Annotated in this window: 6 protein-coding genes; all 6 read left to right on the top strand. The window is 34.0% G+C overall.

The window, feature by feature from the left end; genetic code table 11:
* Nucleotides 1-189: 189 nt before the first annotated feature.
* A complete protein-coding gene (locus D8M03_RS17020; RefSeq protein WP_121215993.1) occupies nt 190-903 on the top strand; it encodes a ZIP family metal transporter in 714 nt (237 codons plus the stop codon).
* Between the two features lie 105 nt (nt 904-1,008).
* Nucleotides 1,009-1,878, top strand: a complete 870-nt coding sequence (locus tag D8M03_RS17015) for a DUF1259 domain-containing protein (RefSeq protein WP_121215992.1) — start codon at nt 1,009-1,011, stop codon at nt 1,876-1,878.
* A 158-nt stretch (nt 1,879-2,036) separates the two neighbouring features.
* A complete protein-coding gene (locus D8M03_RS17010) occupies nt 2,037-2,621 on the top strand; it encodes a TetR/AcrR family transcriptional regulator (RefSeq protein ID WP_121215991.1) in 585 nt (194 codons plus the stop codon).
* A 3-nt stretch (nt 2,622-2,624) separates the two neighbouring features.
* Nucleotides 2,625-3,674 carry a C45 family autoproteolytic acyltransferase/hydrolase gene (locus tag D8M03_RS17005; protein ID WP_121215990.1) on the top strand — a complete coding sequence of 350 codons (1,050 nt, stop codon included), beginning with the start codon at nt 2,625-2,627 and terminating at the stop codon, nt 3,672-3,674.
* A 61-nt stretch (nt 3,675-3,735) separates the two neighbouring features.
* Entirely contained in the window at nt 3,736-4,152 is a 417-nt protein-coding gene (locus D8M03_RS17000) for a hypothetical protein (RefSeq protein ID WP_121215989.1), read from the top strand.
* A gap of 105 nt (nt 4,153-4,257) precedes the next feature.
* Nucleotides 4,258-4,665: a hypothetical protein gene (locus D8M03_RS16995; protein ID WP_121215988.1), complete on the top strand. Its 408-nt coding sequence runs from the start codon at nt 4,258-4,260 to the stop codon at nt 4,663-4,665.
* Nucleotides 4,666-4,790: the final 125 nt, after the last annotated feature.

Here is a 4,790-nt window from a genome sequence, read left to right as displayed (position 1 = left end):
TTTTTTACGGACTCTCATACGTCCCTGGAGCTGTTCGACTTTCCTTCACTTCTACTATAAAAAAATAGTAGCACAAACCATGGCCTTGGTTTGTACTACTAATGTTAGTATGTTTTTTATGTTTAGAACTACATAATTGCATTGGATAAGCCATATACGTTAATAAACCATCAAAAAAGGTGTGAACGAATGTGGCTTTCTGCTTTTCTAAGTACTTTTTTTGGAATATTCATCGGTGGTAGTATCGCATTACTTTTAAAAGGGTTCCAACAGAAGATAGATATTATTTATGCTATTTGTGCAGGGCTAATTTTAGGGTTAATCAGTATCGAAATGATGCCAGAAATGATTGAAATGAGTGGATGGTTTAATAGTTTACTAGGGGTATTTTTAGGAATAATTTTATTTAGAGGGTTCCACAGCATATTTCACTTCAATCAAACAGAGAATCTATCATTAAAGGAAAATTTACATATTCAAACTAGCTTACTATTAATGCTAAGTATATCGATACATAATTTTCCGATGGGGATTATGTTCGGAACCAACTTAGACTCTGATCTGAAAAATACATTATTGCAGGCTCTTTTCTTTCATAGTATCCCAGAAGGTGTCATATTATTTACGCCATTAATGCTTGTAAAGCGCAATCACTATCTTTGGATATTTTTTTCATTTCTTGTATCTATCCCTGTTGCAGCGGGGGTTTATATCGGTAAATATATCGATCAAGAGTTTTATCTAATTTCATCTTTTATTATGAGCTTTACAATTGGAATGATTTTCATGGTTACCATTAGTGAAATTCTTTTTGTATCATTAAAAAATTCTTCTGCAATCAAGATCGTTTTCTTTGCATTAATGGGGTTTGGGATGATAGCGCTGTATTTAAAACTAATTTAGAGTGGGTGGTCCAGGAGCTTTTTGGTGAAGATGCCTAACCAATGATTATTTACTAGAATACAATCTCAGTATGAGTAAATATAGTTGGAAAGGAATTATGCATTCATGAATAAGATGAACATGGAACTGCCTAATGAGCTTTGCCAAGAATTTGCACGAATTTTAGGATCTACGCCTTCTATCATTAATGGAGTTTGTACAGCAACACGATCTAGAACGAATATTCATCCAACAGTTTTAGGAAGGAATGCGCAGTCATTTATGTTTGTACCGCAAGCCTTTTCCTTTGAAAATTTGGATGCTACGGGAAAAGCATTGTGCTTAGGGGAGACAGTAGTGCTTGAAGAAGAGATTAACCCATTTATTTCGTGTTTAAGAGAGAACGGGATAATTGTTACGGCATTACACAATCACTGGTTATTTGAAGAACCTCGACTCATGTACATTCACTTCCAATCGATTGATGAACCGCTTTCCTTTGCGCGGAAAACAAGAAGAGCGTTAAGGGTATTAACTAAAAAAGATGTAGGGAAGTCCCATAAAGATTGTGATAATACACTGGGCATGGCAGAAAAATTTTGCGAGAAATTTCATGACATCCTTGGAGGAATGCATACATTTGAAGATGGAGTTTGTACAGTAATGGACTCTCGTTTAAATATTAAACCACGTGTAATGGGGAGAAAAGGAAGATCATTTTTATTACTTCCTCAAATGTTTGTCTTTGAATCACTAACAGAAGACGGAAAAGCTCTATGTAGTGGGGAAACGGTCATTCTTGAAGAAGAGATAAATCCTTTTATTAGTAAACTTCGCGAAAGGGGTATTTTGGTAACAGCTTTCCACAATCATTGGTTATTTGATGATCCAAGGTTAATGTATATCCATTTTATAAAAGTAGACAACCCGGTCCATTTTGCTGAAGATGTAAAGGATGCTATGAAAGTATTAACAGATAATATCGTGAAATGTTAAAAATAAGAAATCGCCTCTAACTTTAGGGGTGATTTTTTGTTTTCAAAAAATCCTAAATTTTAACTTAGAAAATGTTGACAGTTATTTTGTGAGATAATATTATTGAAATAAATTAACCTACCTAACGTTAGGTAATAACATAAGAGAGGTGAATCAATATGTCTTCCTTAACAAGCATAAAAGATGCAGCAATTACACTATTTTCACAAAAAGGATATGAAGCAACGACACTCAACGAAATTGCTACAAAAGTTGGAATTAAAAAGCCTTCTTTATACGTTTACTTTTCCAGTAAACAAGAGCTGTTTCTAACGATTTTTGAGGAATTACTTGAAGAGTATAAAATGCGTATGGAACAAATTATTGAAGAAGTAGACAGTGCATTTGAGGAAGAGAAACTTTTTATCCTATTTGAAAAGTATGTCTTTGCATTTGCAGATGAACCAGTCAAATCATTATTTTGGAATCGTGTATTCTTATTCCCCCCTTTAGATTTAAAAGAAGAAATCCTTGGGAAAATTTCGAAGGTAGAATCTACTTTTATCGAAAAAGAATCCACTTTAATAAAAGATTTAATTGTGCAAAATATCATTCGGGATATCTCGGATGAATCAGCCTTACTAGCATTTCGAAGTTTACGAGAGGGATTACTTATGACTTATCTAATAAACCCACATCTTGAGCGAAATAAAATAAAGGAAATTTGGAAAACGTACTGGCATGGATTAAAGAAAGGAGAATAGTAGATGAGAGTTGTTCATTGTAGTGGTACTGCTTATGAAATGGGAAACCAAATAGGTGAAGCTTGTGGAGATGTATTGTCAAAAAGTATTGATACAACACTTGGTATATTAAGTCGTGGCCATCAAACTACCGTTGAAGATGTTATCCGAACTGCAAGTAAATTTATAGAACCAGTTCGTCAATATGACCCACTCATTATCGACCAATTACAAGGGCAAGCAGATGCATTGAATATACCTTTTGAAAAAATGTTTACTTTACGCTGTGTATTTGAAATGTCTTACTACTATAAGCAAATACAAGGTCTCTGTACATCGATTGCCGTTACAGGAAAAGCAACAGCTGATGGAAAAACAATATTAGCACAAAACATTGATTGGCTAAATAGTTATGAACCGTATTTACTGCACATGCATTATGAAGATGGAACACGAATACTTGCACTTTCACTAAGTGGTATGGTGGAGTATTCTCTAAGTTCAAACGGATTTGGAAACTGCGCAAATTCATTATTTACGAAAGGTGATCACTACCGTTTTTCGTTGCCATTAGGATGCTATTTAACAAAAGTAATGAGGCAATCCTCGGTAAATGATGCAATGAATCTATTGAAAGAGGTTGCAAGGGGAGTAGGATATTTTCATCTAGCAGACAATAAGGGAGCAATGTTTGGGATTGAGAGTACTTTTGAGGATGTTGAGGTTATCTCTCCAATTAACGATGTACTATATCACTCGAACTGCTATTGTACGGAACGTTTTCAACAGGAAGATCTAGCGCCAATTATTTTACCTGATGCATTATTAAGAAGAGAGAGAGTATCAGCACTAATAAAAGAAGCTTTTGGTAACATCACGATAGATACAGTTAAAGGAATTCTTACAGATCATGGAAACCCACCATATAGTATATGTCGTCATAGTGATATAGAAAAGCCAGCCGCTTGGGAAATGACTACTGTAGCTTCATTTATTATGATTCCAGAAGATGGCGTTATGTATATAGCAAAAGGATCTCCGTGTGAGAATTCATATGTGAAATACATCGTATAATTTGTTGAAAGGGCTTTTCATTAGAGGAAGTCATTTTATAAAAGAGAAAGTAGGAAATCCATTGAAAAAGCTCTTATCGTTAATAGCACTACTTAGTATTGTTTCAGGCTGTTCATATGAAAAGTCTGAAGAAGAACAAAATGTAATGTATTTTGGGGTAGGAGAAGACTGGTTTGGAACCTATACAATTTCCAAAGTACATTCATCCTTTTTTGAATCGCTCTATATTCAGCGTATTATTGATCGTGAAAATGAGCCAACTCTTATAGGAGATGTGGGAGAAATTGAATATGTACTTGATGCAGGTTCCTCAAAATTAAAGAGCAATTCGCCACAGCCATTAAAAGGAATTGGCAACTTCCATACTGCAACAGAAACAAGTGGATTCCTAGTCGAAGGTGAATACCCAGAACAAGCCACTTTAACGATTGAATGGAAGAATCAAACTGAAGAGATTATTCTTACTAAACAAAATTAATAAGGTTCCATATTCTCTTTTATAAGTATAATATTTTTGGAATGTCACAAATTATTAAATACTGACTTGAACTCCTCGCTAGAACTACAAAGGATGTTGGTATTAATGAATTTTCTACGTGGTGACGCTCATAAAATATACCGTCATTTAAAAAAAGACCCTCAAAATATTAAGAACCATAAATATTTAAGGGATATTCAAGAGATTCAGCAATTTTATGAATCAATTGATAGTGACATATTAAAGCTGATATATTATCGACTTATTAAAGAAAGTAATGGTTCGGGTATGATTCCAATATATGTTTCCTCCATTCCGTTTTTATTTTTAATCTTCTCTCAAAATCTGCAGGCAATTCTTTTTGAAAGTGGGAGTAGGAATTGGATGATTTTCATTTTAATTTATATTATTGGTATAACCTTTAGCTTGTATTTACACTTCCGAGAAAAAGCCTGGGCTGCATCACATATTGAAATTATTCAAGATATCCTGAAAAACAGGAAAGTTGATTAGAGTCTGAACTGAACCCTATTTTATAGACAGTTTAATAAAAAGGGATATAGTTGTGTTTAAGCCGCAATAAGATGACTTCGGTAGGCTGCCGGAGTCATCTTTTTTAACGTCCATTGCTTTCTTGT

This window comes from Ureibacillus endophyticus (assembly GCF_003628435.1).
In the GTDB taxonomy this organism is placed as follows: Bacteria; Bacillota; Bacilli; order Bacillales_A; family Planococcaceae; genus Ureibacillus; species Ureibacillus endophyticus.
Note: the sequence above shows the minus strand (reverse complement) of the source record. Positions and strands in the feature narration are given on the sequence as shown.